Genomic DNA, 15,125 nt, shown 5'->3' with positions numbered 1-15,125 from the left:
CCCATGCTGATCTCTATCAACGGCGTCCTCACAGACTCCGGCGACCTGGTGCACCCGCTGCACAGGGCGGTGTTTATCAGCCTCTTCACCTGGCGCCGCGCTGGCGCTTCAGATGATAGCGATCGTCCTTACGGGTGGTGGGGAGACAGCTACCCGACTGTGGCCGGTGACCGGATCGGAAGCCGTCTCTATCTGCTTAAGCGTGAGAAGAACCTGCCAAAGGTGCGCGAGCGGGCCCGCGACTACGCCCTGGAGGCGCTGGCCTGGCTGAAAGATGACGAGCTGGTAACCCGGATCGATGCCGAGTGCCACCGCCGAGAGATTGACGGCGCCGAACTGGTCGTGACGCTCACCGTTGATGGGTCTGATCAGCAAATTACCATCCCCGACATTCTGGAGGCCGTCAATGTCTAGCTACTCCCTGCGCCCAACCCTGCGCGAGATTATCCAGCGGGTGAGAGCCGATGTGATGGCAGAGCTGGATGATCCGCTGCGCCGCTCGGATGCAGAGGTCTACGCCCGTGCCTATGCTGGCGCCGTACACGGGGTGAACGGACATATCGAATACCTCGAGCGCAACATGCTGCCTGATCTCTGTGACGAGCAGTGGCTGCTGCGCCATGCCGGCATGAAGAAGTGCCCGCGCAAAGAGGCGCAACCGGCCGCCGGCTGGCTGCGTATCTCCGGTGTCAGCGATGGCATCACGGTCTCTGCCGGTGCAGTGGCCGTCTATCAGGGGAGCAACCCGATCCAGTATGTCGCCACCGAGTCAGCCACTTCATCCGGCGGTGTGCTGCGTTTGCCGATCACCTGCTCGGAGACTGGTTATCACACCAATCTGGACGATGGCGAGGGGCTGATCCTCTCCGAACCGGTGGCTGGGCTCTCATCCTCCGGGGTTGCTGACAGCGTGCAGGGTGGTACCGACCTTGAGAGCATTGATGACTGGCGGGCCAGAGTGCTGGATCGCTGGTACTTCACCCCGCAGGGCGGATCCGATACCGATTACCAGGTGTGGGCCGAAGAGGTGCCCGGGGTGACACGCGCCTGGTGCTATCGCCATTGGATGGGGGCTGGCACTGTTGGGGTGTTTCTGGTTGATGACAACTCGGAAGCGCTGGTGCCATCAGCGGCCATCATAGATGCCGCCCGTCAGCATATCGAGCCAAAGGCACCGGTGGCCGCCGCCGAGCTCTACTTGCTTGGCATCAACATCAAGCGGGTGGCTCACCGCATCAAGGTAACCCCTGACACCCCCGAAGTGCGAGCCGCTGTCACCGCCGCCATGCGCGAGTTCTATCGTCGAGAGGGCGGGCCTGAGCAGACCATAGCGCCGTCACGCCTGTCGGAGGCCATCAGTGCCGCCAATGGTGAGTACAAGCACCAGCTGCTCGCGCCAGTAGCAGAGTTCACTACCGCCAAAGGTGAGGTGGTCGCACTAGGGACCACGACATGGGACTGACTACCTCAGATTACGCCGATCAACTGCAGAAGCTGCTCCCTTATGGCCCAGCATGGGAAGGTGAGCACTCCGTGCTCACCGGCGGCGCAGCAGAACTGGCCCGTACAACTGGGCGTGCAGATGCGCTGGCTCAGGAAGAGACGGACCCGCAGCAAACCACCGTTCTGCTGACCAGATACGAGGGGATCTGCGGCCTGCCGGATGAATGTGAAGTGCCCGGTACGGCCACCATCAAGGAGCGCCAGCAGCGACTCAACGCCAAGATCCACTCGCTAGGTGGCATCAACGCTGAATATTACCTGCAGCTGCTCGTCTCGCTGGGTTACCAGGATGCGACCATCTCCAACTACCACGGATCCGTGTTTTGTGCCGGCAGCCTGGTTGGCGCCCCCATCTATGGCCCTGAGTGGCGCTATGTGTGGCAGGTCAATCTGCCGCGCATGAACGTTGACTACATGCGAGCTGGCTCGGTGGCCGGCAGTTCGCTCTGCGTCTGGGGGGATGCCGTCATGCAGTGCATCCTCGGCAAGAAGGCGCCCTCTCACACCATTCTGAATTTCGTCTATACCACCGACCACGACAACATGATCAGCCTCGCTGATGCGATGCGTGCAGCATGCTGTCTGGGATTTGGAGATACCTGATGGCAGTAAACGATAAAGACCCTACCGAAGCGATCCTGCTCGTCGAGCAGACGATAGGCACCTTTAACCAGATCGTTGTGGGGCAAGAGGGGCAGATGGTTCCTGTCCCAGGGTACCCCGATCAGCCGACACTGGCTGAGCGGGTCAAGCAGAACCTCAAGCCCAGCACAGATGCGGCCGCCGGTTACGCAAGCCAAGCGATGGCTGGCGCCAAGGCAGCAGACGAATCAGCCAAACTGGCCTCGCAGATAACCGGGCTTGACACAGTAGAGGATGCGATCGCGCTGGCCGGCATGCCTTTGCCGGATGTGTGGTCTCCCTTGGTCGACAATCTGCGGCTCATTACCGGCAAGGGGCGGGATGTGCTGGTTGGTGCTGATGTCGTTGCCCGATATTGGCAATTCGAGAGACTGAGTGCTGCAACAGAGCGCCAGAAGGATGGAAAGCTGCGCCTCGTACCAGCCGGCGAACCACGCTACGAGGGAGGTTTTCTGGTCAAAGAGCGAGGCTCTACCAACATGAATTTCCCTCATGACGCCAGCTCCGGCTGCGTGGGAACCAGAGGGACCGTTGAGGTGACAGCAGGAGCCGGACTTCTTGGGGAGGCTCAAACCACCAAGTTCAGGGAGGATACCTCTGACGGACCTCATTACATGTGGCTGAAAAACACCGCCGGATTCACTGTCGGCGATATCGTATCAATCACCGCTGAAGTAGTGCCGCTGAGAGCTGGGATCGACAAGATCCAAATCGGCGGTGACAACTTCAGTGCACCGACCAAGGTGATCTACGATGTACCCCCATCACAACTTGGCAAACCCATGGTCATCACCTACACAGGGACGGCAACCGCCACCACCCTGCGAGGATACATATGGGCTATGGTTGGCGGCCAGCCGCAATGGCTTGGTGATGGCAGCATCGATTTTGAAGTGTTGTCGGTTCAGGTTGAAAAGGGGCCGCCGACCTCTCTCATCCCAACCACAACTGCCGCCGCAACAAGAGCTGCTGAGCTTGTTTGGCTGCCTGGGCCAGCAAATAACCCGGGTTATGGAAGGAGCAGGACTTACGCGGTGGAGTTTGAAGTCATCAGCGCCAGCTTAACGGGTTACATCCCGCTTTTCTGTGATGGTGCATACCCGACCCGCACCTTTGTTGCAGTGTGGAGTGACGGAAATCTGATGGCCAACAATGACTATGTGAAGGCATTCACCACCAAGTTTTCCCTCAAGAAGCGCAACGTCATTTCTGCAACGTTCGACTATGACGGAGGCTATGTGGCGTTCAGCCTCAACGGAGGCCAGGTAGTTAAATCATCCACGCCTTGCACCATCAAACCGGGTCAATCAGAAGCTGCCTATGAACGCTTGGAGATAGGGTCTCTTGGTGGCTGGGGTCATGTATCAAGTATCCGATTGCGCAACTTCCGCCAATGGAATCGCCCAGCATCTGACACGCAGTTGAGGGGGATTAAGTAATGCACATGACAGACCTATACCTGCGAGCCACTGACGAATCCACCATGGCCAGCGCACTTCTGGCCGCGGGTTTTAGCCATGACGCCGAAACGGGAGTGTTCTACGAAGCATCGTCGGCCATCGATGTGATTGGGGATATTTACCGCCCAACTGGTGAAGTAACCCTGATTGATGGGGAGTCGGTACCGGTGTTTGAAAGGATTCTTGGTTACCACGTCAATGTGCGCACAACATCACCGGCGCTGGTCGCGGCACTCGATGTGCTTCGCACTTACCCAGAGACACCAATCCGTAAGTGGGCATAGTCAACAAAATAATGGGAGCATTCCATGCACCGTATTGACACTTCATCACGTCAGAAAGACAAGTTCGGGGCCGGCAAAGACGGTTTCACCCAGGGTGACCCGCAGACCGGCACACAAGCAACCCAGGTTAGCGCAACATTCTTGGACTCCATTCAGGAGGAAATTGCTGCGGTCATTGAAGACAGCGACAGCGGAGCAACTCTGAATAAAAGTAAGAATAATCAGCTCGTCACAGCCATAAAGTCCATCATTCGCTCGGCAGGAATGCTTGCCACTGAAACAGTAAATGGCGTAATTAAAATTGCTAACCAGTCACAAACAAACGCCGGTGTAGCCGATGATGTTGCAATCACTCCCAAGAAACTGAGGGCTGGTATATCAATGATGCTTGGCTCTGTTGGTTATATATGCCTGCCAACATGGATGGGTGGGGTGATTATTCAGTGGGGGGTTGGGATAGGTGCTTCAACTTATGACTTTGGCATTTCCTTCCCGATAGCATTTCCAACAGCCTGTTGGGGAGCCACAGTGTCATGTGATTACACAGCAGAGTCTGGCAACGTAGGATATGTAGCCTGTAAAAAGGAAAGGACCAGACTGGTTTGCCGTTCTAGTGGCACCTATTCTACCAACTGGATCGCCATTGGGGCGTAGTGGGAGACATGAATGATATTTTTTTCAGCCTCAACAATGGGGTTTTATGATACGGCGATCCACTCCATTGAAGAAATACCAAGTGATGCAAAAGAGATAACCAATGAAGAGCGCTTGCGACTCGTAAAAGGGCAAAACTCAGCTATTTTGGTTGCAGATGAGAATGGATATCCAGCACTTCAAGATCCTCATTAACTGAAGCACTATAATGCAGTCATGTGCTTACTTGCTCATGACTGCCAATCCTTTCTCATAGGTCTCTGCCAACCACTTCAAGTGCGGCAGCGGTACCCCCATCAAAAACACCACAATCGTTGAGCTCTCTGGATGTGAGCAGCCCCAGGTTGCCGGTGGCAGCATGGCCTGCACATCGATCCCAATAGCTCGGCAGATCAACGCGGCATCAGCCAGCGTCATGAACTCCCCCCTCTCCTGCGATAACCAGCGGCTCAGGGTTGATACCGGGATCCCGGTCATCTCCTCCAGCTGCGACTCGCTCACACCCTTTTCAGCAAGAATGGCAGCCAAGTAGCGCTTTGAGGCGGCAACATAACCCTGTTCTGCTGCAGTCAAATAGGCCTTTCTTCTGTTCTTCATTGGGCAACTCCCGAGTTACAACGTTGCCCGTGCTCGTTTGTGACCCTGTCAGATCTGACAGGTTTTTCATGTATGAAATAACGTAGCAGCCTGACCATATCTTTGCCGCAAATGCAGCTGTAGATTTCAGCAGGTCTTACCAGATACTGATTTATCTATCTGCAATTGAGGGAACATAAGAGATGGAGTTTGACGTGTACTTTAGGATTGGTACCACATGCTGCGGCCCGTTCCCGGCCGAAGCCAATGATGAGAAAGAGATGCTCGATGTTGCCGTTGGTTACCGCCAAGAGTTGGCCCTTCCGACTGCAACAATCATCATGATCTCCCCAAGAAATCAGCTGCCGGCTTGGGGCCATCCTGGGGCCAAAAGATGTGGGAATTCAGCGTTTGGGGCCAAAATGGGGCCAAAAAAAGAGCTATGTAAAGCTGCAATCAGCCAAGATGTGATAATCTTAACCATGTGATTTTATAAGCTTTTATTGGCTCTTTGAGGCTCTGCGCGGCTTTTCAGTAAATCCAATGGTTCATTGTGTAAATAAATTGAGCCATTGGCTAATTCTCTTCCTTTTCAGCAGGTTAATGTCTTGGCACTAACAGACTGATGTCGTGGTGGGGCCAGGTCGGCGGGTCGCCAACCGGGTTCCAAAAAACCCGTCGATTGTAAACCAATGGGCGAGGGGGGGCAAAGGTGGCACCCGGTCGGCCATCCCCTTTGCCGGGGCCATCACAGCCTGCTGCAACGGGCTGCCAAACTTGGCATGATGAAGGCCCTGTTTGCCCCGGAGTTTGCATGACCAGCCAGCCTTCAGCCCCGCCTCTGGCGGCCACCCTCGCCGCCATGGGGCTGGCACCCGCCATCGGTGAGCCGCTTGCCGGCCACCTGCCCCGTTTGACCTTGGAGCCGGGTCAGCCGCTGCTGGCCCAGGGGGCGATGCAGGAGTCGGCTTTCTACCTCGAGCGGGGCATCACCCGTGCCTGCCACTACGCCCGGGACGGGCAGGAGCGCTGCAAGGAGTTCTACTTCGAAGGGGAGCTCTGTCTGCTTTACGACAGCTGGCTCACCGGGTCGCCTGCCCGCTACCAGCTGGAGGCCGTCACGGCGCTGCAACTGGTGCGGGTGCCGCTCGCCCTGCTGGACGAGCCCGCCTGGCAGCCGGTCTGCATGGCCCTGCTGCGCCAGCAGCTCTGCTACAAGGAGCGCAAGGAGGCCTTCTTGCTGCTCCACTCCCCCGAGGAGCGCTACCGGGAGCTCTGCCGCACCTTCCCCCACTGGCCGGCGCGGCTCACCCAGGTGCAGCTCGCCAACTACATCGGCATCAGCCCGGTCACCCTGTCGCGGATCCGCCGGCGCATTAACACGGGTTAATGCCGCGCCTCGCCCATCCCCGCCATGCTGGGCCCCTCGAACAAGCCTGGAGTGGGGATGATGTCGCTGTTTTTGTGGTCACAACTGGTGGTGAGCCTGGCGCTGCTGCTGGATCTGCTGTCGTTTCAGCTGCGGGCGCGCCGGGCCATTCTGGCCTGCCTGGCGCTCTCCTGCGCCCTCAATGGCGCCCATTTCGCGCTGCTGGGACAGTGGTCTGCCGCGACTCTGTTGCTGCTGGCCTGCGTGCGTTTTCTTGTCGGCATCTGGTGGGTGCGCAGCGAATTGATGTGGCTTTTTATGGGATTGTCCTGCCTCGCGGTGCTCGCCACCTATCAGGGGCCGCTCGCCCTGCTGGGGTTGCTGGCCAGTCTGCTGCAGACCCGGGCTGCGTTTTGCCCGGATGATCGCCTGCTGCGGCGCTGGATGCTGCTGGGCACCCTCTGCTGGCTGGTCAACAACCTGCTGGTGGGGTCGCCCGTGGCGGCGCTGATGGAGGGGCTGTTTCTGGTCAGTAATCTGGTGGGCTACTACCGCCACTATGGGCGCAAGGTGTTACCTGCCGGCTGAGGTCAGTCTGCCGAGAAAAAAGCGGGTAATGCCGCAGAATGGGTGTTGTAGGGCAAAGAGGCCGCCACTGTGGCGGCCTCTCTGGCATGTCAGGCTTTGTTGAAGCCGTTGATGAGCGCCTTTGCGTAGTCGATGACGAACTGCTGGCAGTGGATGGCGGTTTGCGGATCGAACTCCTCGCCGTGCAGATCGCTGTTGGAGAGCACCCGGATGCCGACGAAGGGGACCTTGTAGGCCTCCGCCACCAGGGCGGCGGAGGAGGTTTCCATCTCTTCCGCGGCGGTCTGGTAGGTCTGGTGCAGCCAGTTGATGCGGGCGACCTGGCGGTTCCACTCGTCGGCGGTGCCTATGATGCCGGGAACCACCCGACCGTGCCGATAACCGTCAGCCATGCCGAGGGCGCGGCCGACCAGCTCGGGATCGCCGGCAAAGGCGGTGTGTTCCACCAGCTTGCCGTTGTCGCGCAGGCGCATGGTGACCTCGAAGTTGTGCCATTTGCTCGGATCGACGCCCTGCTCGGCGGGGGTCAGGTCACTGCGGTAGGCCCCCATGTTGAAGCTCCTGGTGCCGATGACGATGTCGCCCCGGTGCAGCGCCGGATCGTGGCCGCCCGCCGTGCCCTGGTTGATGACGAGGCGCGGCCGGAAGCGCTCCATGGCGAGGGTGGTGGCCGCGGCGGCATTGGCCAGTCCCACCTCGGTGCGGGAGATGACCACCGGATAACCCGAGAGGGTGCCCTGCCAGTAGGTCCAGGTGCCCACGGTCAGCTCCTGCTTCTCCTTGAGGGCGGCCACCAGGGTCTCGACTTCGACGTCCATTGCCCCCTGGATCAGGATGGGGGCCGGATTGGCCACCACGACGGCGGAGGAGAAGAGGGCAAACAGGGTGAGCAGGCGCGAGCAGCGTTTGATGAAATTCATGGATTACCTGTAGAACGTGCGAGAAAGCGCCGGATCCTATCGAAAGGCAAACGATTGCGCAAATGAGGGAGTGGTTTTTGTCAATAGCAGGCCGGCAGGGAGTCGGGCTCAGGGCTGCTTGTGGCCGGCGAAGTAGAGCACCCGCCGCACATATTGCTGGGTCTCCTGATAGGGGGGGATGCCACCATACTGCTCCACCGATTTTTCGCCGGCGTTGTAGGCCGCCGACATCAGGGTCCAGTTGCCATCGAAATGGGTGTGCAGCCACTTGAGATAGGCCACGCCCCCCTTGATGTTCTGCTCCGGATCGAAGGGGCGGGTCACCCCGAAGCGCTGCTGGGTCTCGGGAATGAGCTGCATCAGCCCCTGGGCATTCTTGGGGGAGACGGCGCGGCTGTCGAGGTTGGATTCGGCGATGGCGATGGCCAGTACCAGCCGCTCGTCGATGTGGTGGCGCTTGGCGGCGTGGCGCAGCATGTTGGCCAGCTTCTGCTTGGCGGGCGACTGGCGGGCCAGATAGGCCTCCAGATTGAAAGGGGTGGTGGGGATGGCGGCGAAGTAACCGCCGGATCCGCCGACGCCGCTGCCGCACTGCTCCCCCATCACGGCATTGCCGACCCGACTGTTGTAGTAACGGATGGCCTGCTGGTTGCCAAGACGGATCGCCATGGCCAGGTAGGCGTTGGCCATGCGGGGGTTGCGAACCGAGCCCGGGCCGGTGGCGAGCAGGCGGCCGATGCGAAAATACCCTTCCGGGTTACCCGTGGTGGCGGCGGCGCAGTAGAAGTGGATGGCCTGGGTCAGGTTGCCCTGACTCTGTGCCTGCTGACCTTGCTTCAGTGCGCTGAGCGCCTTGGGTGCCTGTCTGAAATCCCTGCTTTGCGCCGCTGCCTGCACGTTACCGGCCAGCAACAGCGATAAAAAAAGCAGCAAAAACAGCCTGTTTTCGCTGAGGCTCGACATGGATTCTCTCCTGTTGGGGTACAGAAGATATAGGGGAACATGGCCCGTTCTGCCATTAATCCAGTGGATCCTGTTGTTATGGATCCGGGTATCCAGAGATCAAAACGGTATGGAACCAATGACCGATGCAGTCCTATCAGGGGCTGGCCGTGCATCCAGGTGGTCGGTGGCGATAAAGAGGTGGCTAAATCAGTTGTCCCTGGCCCCCTCAGACGTCGAGGTGATAGGGCTGCTCGTCCGGCTCGGCGGCGGGCAGCTGGCGATACATCAGGCGAATTTCGCTCGCCACCCAGAGCGAGAGCAGGCCGAGCAGGCTCAGCAGCGGCATCAGGGTATGGCTCTGTTGCAGTCCGTAGGCAGACAGGGCGGCGCCCAGCAACAGCAGAATACGGATCATGAGGTGACTCCTTCTCATCATGGTGAGGGGGCGGATGCGTGCCCGTGTGGCACCAAGTGCGGCCAGTATACCCCAGCCGGTGCCCGGCAAACCGCCATCCGCCTCACATCCCCATCCTAAGGGGGGAGGTGGTGCGGCGCCATTCCATTAACTCATCAAACAATTTTCAGCCGGCCGTAGCAGGGCGCACCCAGTGTCCGGTCGGGATGGCTACTCCAGCTCAGCGGGTTGGTAGTAGTCGAGATACCAGCGCACGAAGGCGGCGACCCCTTCCTCGATGGAGGTGGCGGGGCGCAGGCCGGTGAGGGTGTGAAGGGGCTCGCTGTCGGCCCAGGTGGCGTGCATGTCGCCCGCCTGCATCGGCAGCATCCGCTTGATGGCGGGCTTGTCCAGCGCCTGTTCCAGCGCCTCGATGAAGTCGAGTAGCCGCACCGGCTGGCCATGACCGATGTTGAGGATGCGGTAGGGGGCGGCGCTCTCGGCCGGGCTCTGTTCGCCGGCGTGCCAGTGAGGGTTGGGGCGGGGTGGCAGCTCGGCGACGGCGAGGATCCCCTCGACGATGTCGTCGATGAAGGTGAAGTCGCGGCTGAGATCGCCCTGGTTGTAGACGTCGATGGGCTCGCCCGCCAGGATGGCGCGGGTGAACCTGGCGATGGCCATGTCGGGCCGGCCCCAGGGGCCGTAGACGGTGAAGAAGCGCAGCCCTGTGGTGGGCAGGCCGTAGAGCGCCGAGTAGGCGTGGGCCATCAGCTCGCCGCTCTTCTTGGTGGCGGCATAGAGGGAGACCGGGTGGTCCACCTGCTGATCGGCACTGAACGGCAGCTGTTCACCCATGCCGTAAACCGAGCTGGAGGAGGCGTAGATCAGATGCCGGATGTCGTGCTGGCGGCACCCCTCCAGCACCGTCAGCATGCCGGTGAGGTTGCTCTCGCTGTAGGCAAAGGGGTTTTCCAGCGAGTGGCGCACCCCCGCCTGGGCACCCAGGTGGATCACCCGCTCGAACTGTCCCTCGGCAAACAGGGCGGCCATGCCGGCCCGGTCCGCCAGCTCGCCCTCTACGAAGCGAAAGTGGGGGAAGGGGGTCAGCATCGCCAGGCGAGCCTCTTTGAGGCTCACCTCGTAGTAGTCGTTGAGGTTGTCCAGCCCCACCACCTGATGACCCGCCTCGCACAGCCGTCTGGCGACGTGAAAACCGATAAAACCGGCGGCGCCGGTGACCAGATACTTCATGGCTGGGGTCCTGTGCAGATCATGGGGCTCCTGATGGTGGTGCTGGTATTGGGGCTGCGCGCGTTGTAGCAGAACCGGCGCGTCTGTGCCATGGCAAACCGCCCTTTTCGTCAAGGTGGGGGCGGCTCAGGCGCGGCATGCTGCATCTTGGTGCAGCGGCTGTCAATGGAGAATGACAGGCACCAAAACGGGGCGTGGGCGGTGACTATTGTGATCATGGTCGCAAAAAATAGACTGAATCCCATAACGAAGCCCTGTGGACAGGGCTCGCGCCCGCCCTGCGGGCAACAGACACTCTTTTACTTCGCTATTGGATACCGGTTATGGACAACACCCCCGTCTCGGCGCAGTCCGCTCGTACTGCGCACCCCCTCTATGAAGACATCATCGCCCTGCTGACCGCCGCCGGCTTCGTCTCCCTCGGCATCTTTCTGTTTCATCAGGTGGGCCTGCTCACCGGCGGTACCGCCGGGCTGGCACTGCTGCTGCAGCAGGTGACCGGGCTGAGCTTCGGCCTGCTGTTCTTCGGCATGAACCTGCCCTTCTATGCCCTGGCCTGGCTCAGGATGGGGCCGCGCTTCACCCTCAACACCTTCGTCTCGGTGGCGACCGTCTCCTTCATGACGGATCACCTCAATGCCGTGCTGCAGATAGGCAAGATTGAGCCGGTCTATGCGGCGCTCATCGGTGGCACCCTGATCGGCATGGGGCTGCTCATCATGTTTCGCCACAAATCGAGCCTGGGCGGCTTCAACATCCTGGCGCTGTTTATCCAGGATCGCTTCGGCATCCGCGCCGGCAAGCTGCAAATGGGGCTGGATTGCACCATCGTCATCGCCTCTTTCTTCGTGGTGCAGCCCTGGATCCTGGCCCTCTCCGTGGTGGCGGCCATCATCTGTAACCTGGTGTTGACACTCAACCACAAGCCGGGTCGCTATCAGTTGGCGTGAGGCCTCTGTGAACCGGGTGGAAAAAGGGTGTGCAGCCGATGATCGGGCAGCGGTGAGGAGAGACCCCAGTGCACCCTGTGCCGCAGCAGATTGCCCTGGGCTTCCAGCCGGGTCAGGATCTGGTTGAAGGCTGCCAGCTGCGCCTCGCTCATGCGTTGGCGGTTGAAGGCGATGTAGTAGTTCGCCTCGTGACTCTTCTGCCATAGCCTGATCTTCGAGGCGCCACTGAGGTTGAGTCGATAGAGGGCCACATCCAGGTTGGAGAAGTAGAGGTTGTAGCGCCCCTGTCGCTCTATCTTGAGCAGGTTCGCATAATCATCGTTGACGTTGAGTTCCAGCTGCATCGGGGAGATCCCCTGCTGGTGCAGGGTGTCGTCAAGCTGGCGCAGCAAGGTCTCGCTGAAGGAGCCTCTGGTCACCCCGATCCGTGCGTGACCAAGGCGAGCCAGAGTCAGCGGCGCGTCAATTTCATCGACGTGGGCAAAGATGCCCCAGCTCGCCTTGCACAGCGGTACCGAGTAGCTCAGCGTCTTTGCCCTGGCATCGCTCCAGGCGAGCGGAAACATGCCGTCCACTTCCCCCAGATCCAGCTCCTTTCTGGCCCGCAGATTGGGGCGCAGCGTGATCTGGCATCCTTCAGGCCAGTAGCTGCACGCCTCTTTCACCATGTCCACCATGGCGCCGGTCGGCTGGTTGTCACTGCCCATGAAGCTGTAGGGGGCAAACTCCTGGACGACCAGACGCAGGGGGGCGGCAACACAGAGAGGGGAGAGGAGCCAGAGCAACAGCAGACGAGCAGGCATGGGGCAAGCATCCGTGATTGACACCCTTGCAGTATGAGCGAGAAATCGCCCTACAGGACGACGGTATACATCCCCTGCGGGTCTGTGACCACCCGGGCCGGGTAGTCGTAGAGCCGGTCGATGAGATCTGGCGTCAGCACCTCGCGCGGGGTGCCGTCGGCCATCACTCTGCCCTGCTCCAGCATCACCAGCCGGTCGGCGTAACGGGCCGCCAGATTGAGGTCGTGCAGCACCACCAGCACGGCGGTATGACGGGCGGCGAGGGCGCGCGCCATGGTGAGCAGCTGGTGCTGATACTTGAGATCGAGCGCCGAGGTGGGCTCGTCCAGCAGCAGCAGCCGCGCTTGTTGCGGTTCCTCCGGGGCCTGCCAGATCTGGGCCAGCACCCGGGCGAACTGCACCCGCTGGCGCTCCCCGCCGGAGAGACCGGGATAGAGGCGGCCGGCCAGATGATCCACCCCGGCATGGGTCATGGCGGCCCGCACTATCTCGTCGCGCCGGCTGGTCGGCTCGCTGTGGGGCAGCCGGCCCATGGCCACCACCTCTTCGCACAGGAAGGGGAAATTCAGGGACGAGCTCTGCGGCAACACGCCTACACGGTGGGCCAGCTCGTTGCCGGCCCACTCCCGCCGCTCCCGGCCAAACAGATCTATCTCCCCCTCATGTTCCAGCTCGCCGGTGAGGCACTTGAGCAGCGAGCTCTTGCCGGCGCCGTTGGGGCCGAGCAGGGCGGTGAGGCTGCCCGCCTGCAGGCTGAGATCTAGCCTGTCCAGGATGGGGCGGCCGCCCCGGCTGAGGCTGAGCTGGCGACAGTGCAGCAGGGTCGACGAAGTTGACAAGATGAGTCCTCCGGTTAAAGGGTGCGGCGGCCCTTGACCAGCAGCCAGATGAAGAAGGGGGCGCCCAGCAGGGCGGTGATGATGCCGACCGGCATCTCGGCCGGTGCCAGCAGGGTGCGGGCCAGCATGTCGGCGCCCAGCAGCAGGGCGGCCCCGAGCAGGGCGGAGAGCGGCAGCAGCCGGACGTGGTTGGGGCCGGCCAGCAGTCGCACCAGATGGGGCACCACCAGGCCGACGAAACCGATCATGCCGGCCACCGCCACCGCCACGCCGACCCCGGCGGCAGTGAGCAGGATCAGCCGCCGTTTGAGGGACTGCACCTGGATGCCGAGGTGGCGGGCCTCCCCTTCACCCAGCAGCAGGGCGTTGAGGGGGTTGGCATCGCGCATGAACAGAATGAGCAGGGCAACCAGGGTCAGCAGCGCCAGCGCCACGTCCACCGGCTTGCCTGCCGCCAGCGACCCCATCTGCCACAGGCTCAGGTTGCGCAGCATCTGATCGTCGGCGAGATAGGTGAGCAGGCCGATCACGGCGCCGGACAAGGCAGTGACGGCCACCCCGGCCAGCAGCATGACGGTGACCGAGGTGCCCCCTTCGCGGGTGCCGAGCAGATAGACGAGGGTGGTGGTCAGCGCGCCGCCGAGGAAGGCGAGCAGGGGCAGCAGGCCGATGCCGAGCAGGCTCTGCCACTGCTGGCCGAGGGGGGCCAGCAGCACGATGGCCAGCGCCGCGCCGAGCGCCGCCCCGCCGGAGACCCCGATGATGCCAGGATCGGCCAGGGGGTTGCGAAACAGCCCCTGCATCACGGCGCCGCAGAGGCCGAGAATCCCCCCCACGGCGATGCAGAGCAGGGTGCGTGGCAGGCGGATCTCCTGCACGATCAGCAGTTTGTGGGCCTCAATCCCGCTCCCTTGGCCGGCGAACAGGGCGCGCAGGCTCTCACCAAAGGAGAGGGCCATGGGGCCGGTGGCCAGCGACCCGACCAGCAACAGCGCCAGTGCGCCGCCGGTGAGGCACAGCAGCCAGGGCAGTGGCAGACGCATCATGAACCCAGCTTGATCCACTTGGCGATCTGGCTGGCCTGCTGCAGCGAGGTGAGGCTGAGCCCCCCTTGCAGGGCGTGACCGTCGATGGCGTGGATGGCCCTGTTCTTGCCGGCCGGGGTGGCGGAAAGGGCGGGCACCTGGCTCAGCACGGTTTCAGGATCCTGATACTGCTGCCAGTCACGGCCGCTCACCAGCACCAGATCGGGCTGCAGCTCAATCAGGGATTCGGTGGAGACGGGCTTGTAGTCTTGCAGCTGGGCCACCGGGTTGACGCCGCCGGCCAGGGTGAGCAGGGCGCTGGCGGTGGTGTTGCCGCCGGCGATGCTGGTGGGCTGGCCCTTGTGCAATAGCAGGAAGACCACCTTGAGCGGCTTGTTCTGCTTGGCCTGGGTGGCCAGCTGCTCGCTCTGGGTTTGGATCTCGGCCTTCAGACGGGTGCCGGCGGCCGGGTCCTTGAGCAGGGAGGCCAGGGTATCGATGCGCTGATTGAGGTTGGCGAGGGTGGGGGCGGTGGGCAGCACGTCCACCGCGACCCCGGCCCGGCGCAGCTGCTCCAGGGCGGGCGGCGGTCCCATCTCGTCGCTGCCGACCAGCCGGGTCGGCGCCAAGCTCAGGATCCCTTCGGCGGCGAGGGCGCGGTGATAGCCAACCCGCGGCAGGTTCTTCGGCTCCGGGCTGCTGATGTCGGTGGCGATGAGGCTCTGCTCGCCCCCGAGTGCCAGAATGAGTTCAGTGGTGGCCGGGCCTATGCTGACGATACGCTCCTGCGCCAGAGTGGGCAGGGACAGGGCTGAGCAGCCGAGCAGGCTGAGTGCGAGGGCAAAACGACGGCCCATGCTAACCTCCGAAGGGTGAATGAAGTGGGATTGCCGCCGAGAATATCAAGCCGTCGAAAAAAATG

At 61.5% G+C, this 15,125-nt stretch carries 20 protein-coding genes; 11 read left to right on the top strand and 9 right to left on the bottom strand.

Translation table 11 applies throughout. The features are described 5' to 3' along the window. The first annotated feature begins 3 nt into the window (after nucleotides 1-3). Genes ACB031_RS13625 through ACB031_RS13595 form a run of 7 tightly spaced genes read left to right on the top strand, consistent with a single transcriptional unit; the run spans nucleotide 4 to nucleotide 4,738 of the window. Entirely contained in the window at nucleotides 4-414 is a 411-nt protein-coding gene (locus ACB031_RS13625; protein ID WP_337076703.1) for a phage GP46 family protein, read from the top strand. Then, nucleotides 407-1,462: a baseplate J/gp47 family protein gene (locus ACB031_RS13620; protein ID WP_371139763.1), complete on the top strand. Its 1,056-nt coding sequence runs from the start codon at nucleotides 407-409 to the stop codon at nucleotides 1,460-1,462. Before ACB031_RS13625 ends, ACB031_RS13620 begins: the two co-directional genes overlap by 8 nt. Then, nucleotides 1,453-2,106, top strand: coding sequence for a putative phage tail protein (locus ACB031_RS13615; protein WP_337076704.1), 654 nt, complete (start codon nucleotides 1,453-1,455; stop codon nucleotides 2,104-2,106). The genes ACB031_RS13620 and ACB031_RS13615 overlap by 10 nt, the downstream gene beginning before the upstream one ends. Further along, nucleotides 2,106-3,584: a hypothetical protein gene (locus ACB031_RS13610; protein WP_371139762.1), complete on the top strand. Its 1,479-nt coding sequence runs from the start codon at nucleotides 2,106-2,108 to the stop codon at nucleotides 3,582-3,584. The genes ACB031_RS13615 and ACB031_RS13610 overlap by 1 nt, the downstream gene beginning before the upstream one ends. A 44-nt stretch (nucleotides 3,585-3,628) precedes the next feature. Next, complete coding sequence (locus ACB031_RS13605; RefSeq protein ID WP_337076706.1) at nucleotides 3,629-3,889, top strand: hypothetical protein; 261 nt, start codon at nucleotides 3,629-3,631, stop codon at nucleotides 3,887-3,889. A 24-nt stretch (nucleotides 3,890-3,913) separates the two neighbouring features. Then, a complete protein-coding gene (locus ACB031_RS13600) occupies nucleotides 3,914-4,543 on the top strand; it encodes a hypothetical protein (RefSeq protein ID WP_337076707.1) in 630 nt (209 codons plus the stop codon). A gap of 12 nt (nucleotides 4,544-4,555) precedes the next feature. After that, nucleotides 4,556-4,738 (top strand): hypothetical protein, encoded by a 183-nt coding sequence (locus ACB031_RS13595; protein WP_317676483.1) that lies wholly within the window; start codon nucleotides 4,556-4,558, stop codon nucleotides 4,736-4,738. 27 nt (nucleotides 4,739-4,765) lie between these two features. On the opposite strand, the gene ACB031_RS13590 is transcribed toward ACB031_RS13595, so the two are convergent. Further along, nucleotides 4,766-5,140, bottom strand: coding sequence for a helix-turn-helix transcriptional regulator (locus ACB031_RS13590; protein ID WP_337076708.1), 375 nt, complete (start codon nucleotides 5,138-5,140; stop codon nucleotides 4,766-4,768). 182 nt (nucleotides 5,141-5,322) lie between these two features. On the opposite strand from ACB031_RS13590, the gene ACB031_RS13585 reads away from it, so the two are divergent. The 3 genes from ACB031_RS13585 (at nucleotide 5,323) to ACB031_RS13575 (ending at nucleotide 7,076) form a co-directional block, all read left to right on the top strand. Further along, nucleotides 5,323-5,607: a hypothetical protein gene (locus ACB031_RS13585; RefSeq protein WP_371139761.1), complete on the top strand. Its 285-nt coding sequence runs from the start codon at nucleotides 5,323-5,325 to the stop codon at nucleotides 5,605-5,607. Nucleotides 5,608-5,933: 326 nt separating this feature from the next. After that, nucleotides 5,934-6,509, top strand: coding sequence for a Crp/Fnr family transcriptional regulator (locus ACB031_RS13580; protein WP_201970388.1), 576 nt, complete (start codon nucleotides 5,934-5,936; stop codon nucleotides 6,507-6,509). A gap of 57 nt (nucleotides 6,510-6,566) precedes the next feature. Continuing rightward, nucleotides 6,567-7,076, top strand: coding sequence for a YgjV family protein (locus ACB031_RS13575; protein WP_324043799.1), 510 nt, complete (start codon nucleotides 6,567-6,569; stop codon nucleotides 7,074-7,076). Nucleotides 7,077-7,165: 89 nt separating this feature from the next. On the opposite strand, the gene ACB031_RS13570 is transcribed toward ACB031_RS13575, so the two are convergent. The 4 genes from ACB031_RS13570 to ACB031_RS13555 form a co-directional block, all read right to left on the bottom strand. Next, nucleotides 7,166-7,996, bottom strand: coding sequence for a 5'-methylthioadenosine nucleosidase (locus ACB031_RS13570; RefSeq protein WP_371139760.1), 831 nt, complete (start codon nucleotides 7,994-7,996; stop codon nucleotides 7,166-7,168). Between the two features lie 108 nt (nucleotides 7,997-8,104). Further along, nucleotides 8,105-8,959, bottom strand: a complete 855-nt coding sequence (locus tag ACB031_RS13565; protein WP_371139759.1) for a transglycosylase SLT domain-containing protein — start codon at nucleotides 8,957-8,959, stop codon at nucleotides 8,105-8,107. A gap of 208 nt (nucleotides 8,960-9,167) precedes the next feature. Further along, nucleotides 9,168-9,356, bottom strand: a complete 189-nt coding sequence (locus tag ACB031_RS13560; protein WP_005304119.1) for a hypothetical protein — start codon at nucleotides 9,354-9,356, stop codon at nucleotides 9,168-9,170. Nucleotides 9,357-9,566: 210 nt separating this feature from the next. Next, nucleotides 9,567-10,586 (bottom strand): NAD-dependent epimerase, encoded by a 1,020-nt coding sequence (locus tag ACB031_RS13555; RefSeq protein WP_017782096.1) that lies wholly within the window; start codon nucleotides 10,584-10,586, stop codon nucleotides 9,567-9,569. A gap of 323 nt (nucleotides 10,587-10,909) precedes the next feature. On the opposite strand from ACB031_RS13555, the gene ACB031_RS13550 reads away from it, so the two are divergent. Beyond that, nucleotides 10,910-11,536 (top strand): YitT family protein, encoded by a 627-nt coding sequence (locus ACB031_RS13550; protein ID WP_005304112.1) that lies wholly within the window; start codon nucleotides 10,910-10,912, stop codon nucleotides 11,534-11,536. Here ACB031_RS13550 and ACB031_RS13545 read toward each other — a convergent pair. Genes ACB031_RS13545 through ACB031_RS13530 form a run of 4 tightly spaced genes read right to left on the bottom strand, consistent with a single transcriptional unit; the run spans nucleotide 11,524 to nucleotide 15,060 of the window. Further along, nucleotides 11,524-12,339 (bottom strand): ABC transporter substrate-binding protein, encoded by an 816-nt coding sequence (locus ACB031_RS13545; protein ID WP_139431513.1) that lies wholly within the window; start codon nucleotides 12,337-12,339, stop codon nucleotides 11,524-11,526. The genes ACB031_RS13550 and ACB031_RS13545 overlap by 13 nt on opposite strands. Before the next feature lie 50 nt (nucleotides 12,340-12,389). Continuing rightward, on the bottom strand, nucleotides 12,390-13,178 hold the full coding sequence (locus ACB031_RS13540; RefSeq protein WP_126882500.1) for a heme ABC transporter ATP-binding protein: 789 nt from the start codon (nucleotides 13,176-13,178) through the stop codon (nucleotides 12,390-12,392). 14 nt (nucleotides 13,179-13,192) lie between these two features. Next, entirely contained in the window at nucleotides 13,193-14,224 is a 1,032-nt protein-coding gene (locus tag ACB031_RS13535) for an iron ABC transporter permease (RefSeq protein ID WP_005304101.1), read from the bottom strand. Then, nucleotides 14,221-15,060 (bottom strand): hemin ABC transporter substrate-binding protein, encoded by an 840-nt coding sequence (locus tag ACB031_RS13530; RefSeq protein ID WP_371139758.1) that lies wholly within the window; start codon nucleotides 15,058-15,060, stop codon nucleotides 14,221-14,223. Before ACB031_RS13530 ends, ACB031_RS13535 begins: the two co-directional genes overlap by 4 nt. Nucleotides 15,061-15,125 lie beyond the last annotated feature (65 nt).

Source organism: Aeromonas sp. S8(2024), from assembly GCF_041403085.1.
Lineage (GTDB): Bacteria > Pseudomonadota > Gammaproteobacteria > Enterobacterales > Aeromonadaceae > Aeromonas > Aeromonas dhakensis.
The sequence above is the reverse complement of the archived record's forward strand: the minus strand, read 5'-3'. Positions and strand labels throughout refer to the sequence as shown.

Bases quoted from the DNA above. Each gene is read 5' to 3' on its own strand.
- ACB031_RS13565 (WP_371139759.1), bottom strand. From the start codon at position 8,959: ATGTCGAGCCTCAGCGAAAACAGGCTGTTTTTGCTGCTTTTTTTATCG.
- ACB031_RS13535 (WP_005304101.1), bottom strand. From the start codon at position 14,224: ATGATGCGTCTGCCACTGCCCTGGCTGCTGTGCCTCACCGGCGGCGCA.
- ACB031_RS13625 (WP_337076703.1), top strand. From the start codon at position 4: ATGCTGATCTCTATCAACGGCGTCCTCACAGACTCCGGCGACCTGGTG.
- ACB031_RS13580 (WP_201970388.1), top strand. From the start codon at position 5,934: ATGACCAGCCAGCCTTCAGCCCCGCCTCTGGCGGCCACCCTCGCCGCC.
- ACB031_RS13555 (WP_017782096.1), bottom strand. From the start codon at position 10,586: ATGAAGTATCTGGTCACCGGCGCCGCCGGTTTTATCGGTTTTCACGTC.
- ACB031_RS13605 (WP_337076706.1), top strand. From the start codon at position 3,629: ATGGCCAGCGCACTTCTGGCCGCGGGTTTTAGCCATGACGCCGAAACG.
- ACB031_RS13570 (WP_371139760.1), bottom strand. From the start codon at position 7,996: ATGAATTTCATCAAACGCTGCTCGCGCCTGCTCACCCTGTTTGCCCTC.
- ACB031_RS13620 (WP_371139763.1), top strand. From the start codon at position 407: ATGTCTAGCTACTCCCTGCGCCCAACCCTGCGCGAGATTATCCAGCGG.
- ACB031_RS13610 (WP_371139762.1), top strand. From the start codon at position 2,106: ATGGCAGTAAACGATAAAGACCCTACCGAAGCGATCCTGCTCGTCGAG.
- ACB031_RS13560 (WP_005304119.1), bottom strand. From the start codon at position 9,356: ATGATCCGTATTCTGCTGTTGCTGGGCGCCGCCCTGTCTGCCTACGGA.
- ACB031_RS13600 (WP_337076707.1), top strand. From the start codon at position 3,914: ATGCACCGTATTGACACTTCATCACGTCAGAAAGACAAGTTCGGGGCC.
- ACB031_RS13550 (WP_005304112.1), top strand. From the start codon at position 10,910: ATGGACAACACCCCCGTCTCGGCGCAGTCCGCTCGTACTGCGCACCCC.
- ACB031_RS13575 (WP_324043799.1), top strand. From the start codon at position 6,567: ATGATGTCGCTGTTTTTGTGGTCACAACTGGTGGTGAGCCTGGCGCTG.
- ACB031_RS13615 (WP_337076704.1), top strand. From the start codon at position 1,453: ATGGGACTGACTACCTCAGATTACGCCGATCAACTGCAGAAGCTGCTC.
- ACB031_RS13590 (WP_337076708.1), bottom strand. From the start codon at position 5,140: ATGAAGAACAGAAGAAAGGCCTATTTGACTGCAGCAGAACAGGGTTAT.
- ACB031_RS13530 (WP_371139758.1), bottom strand. From the start codon at position 15,060: ATGGGCCGTCGTTTTGCCCTCGCACTCAGCCTGCTCGGCTGCTCAGCC.
- ACB031_RS13595 (WP_317676483.1), top strand. From the start codon at position 4,556: ATGATATTTTTTTCAGCCTCAACAATGGGGTTTTATGATACGGCGATC.
- ACB031_RS13545 (WP_139431513.1), bottom strand. From the start codon at position 12,339: ATGCCTGCTCGTCTGCTGTTGCTCTGGCTCCTCTCCCCTCTCTGTGTT.
- ACB031_RS13585 (WP_371139761.1), top strand. From the start codon at position 5,323: ATGGAGTTTGACGTGTACTTTAGGATTGGTACCACATGCTGCGGCCCG.